The 1,152-nt window shown below is 48.4% G+C and carries 1 protein-coding gene; it reads left to right on the forward strand.

The genetic code is table 11. The features are described from left to right. Positions 1-1,152, forward strand: a 1,152-nt coding sequence (gene istA / locus ACYQ2L_RS17140) for an IS21 family transposase (protein WP_460058338.1), incomplete at both ends; no start/stop codon positions are given.

The following is a 1,152-nucleotide window of genomic DNA, read 5'->3' on the forward strand; positions in this document are numbered from 1 at the left end:
AAGTATCCTGATGGGTACCACTATAGCCAGTTCTGCCACCATTTCTCTATCTTCCTGGAATCTGGTGAAGTCACCATGCGACAGCCGCATGAGCCGGGTGATATGGCCTATATCGATTATGCCGGCGAGAAATTCCCATACTACCTGAACGGCGAAGAGCAGCAGGCGGAGATTTATGTAGCAGTTCTGGGAGCCAGTCAACTGGCCTATGTCGAAGCGTCTGAAAGTCAGAAACAGGAATCGTTTGTTCGTTCAACCGAACGAGCATTGCGGTATTTTGGAGGAGTACCGCGAGCGTTGGTACCGGATAATCTGAAGGCAGCAGTACTCAAGGCGAGTAAATATGAGCCACAGATTAATCCGCTGTTCGATGATTTTGCAGAGCACTACCGGACAACGATAATCCCTGCCAGAGCCTACAAACCAAAAGACAAACCTCTGGCAGAGAATACCGTAAAACTGACCTACCAGCGGATATATGCTCCACTGTACGGCAAGAAGTTCTATTCGTTGGCTGAGCTCAACCAGGCCATTGCAGAACATCTTGAGGAACACAATACCCAAAATCTGACGAAGCTGCAAATATCCCGACGCCAGTTATTTGAGGAAATTGAACGGTCTGAACTGAAGACACTTCCCAGCGAATGGTATCCGATGAAGTATTTCGAGAGCCACAAGGTTGCGCCGGACTATCACATTATCCTGTCAGAAGATAAGCACTATTACTCTGTTCCCTGGCAGCTCAAGGGACAGCAAGTAAAGGTGATTTTTGACGAACGGAACGTCGCGATATATCACAATACCATCAGGGTCGCCCAGCACCAGCGGAACCGCAAGAAAGGACAATACACAACCACAGCCGCCCATATGCCGAAGCATCATCAATTCTTTGATTCCTGGTCGGCAGAAAAGTTTACCTCCTGGGCAGCTGCCATCGGAGAAGAAACGCTGATGTTGGTTACCAAACTATTACAGAGCAAACAGCATGAACAGCAGGCGTACAAATCCTGTCTTGGCGTACTGAATATGGCAAAGGAAATCGGCACAGAAAAGTTGAACTGGGCCTGCAGAAAAGCGCTCAATTACTCACGAATCAGTTACCGTGATGTACGTGCGTATGCAGACGATATTCTGCGGCAAGAACGGGAAGAT

Source organism: Spirochaeta dissipatitropha (assembly GCF_054657935.1).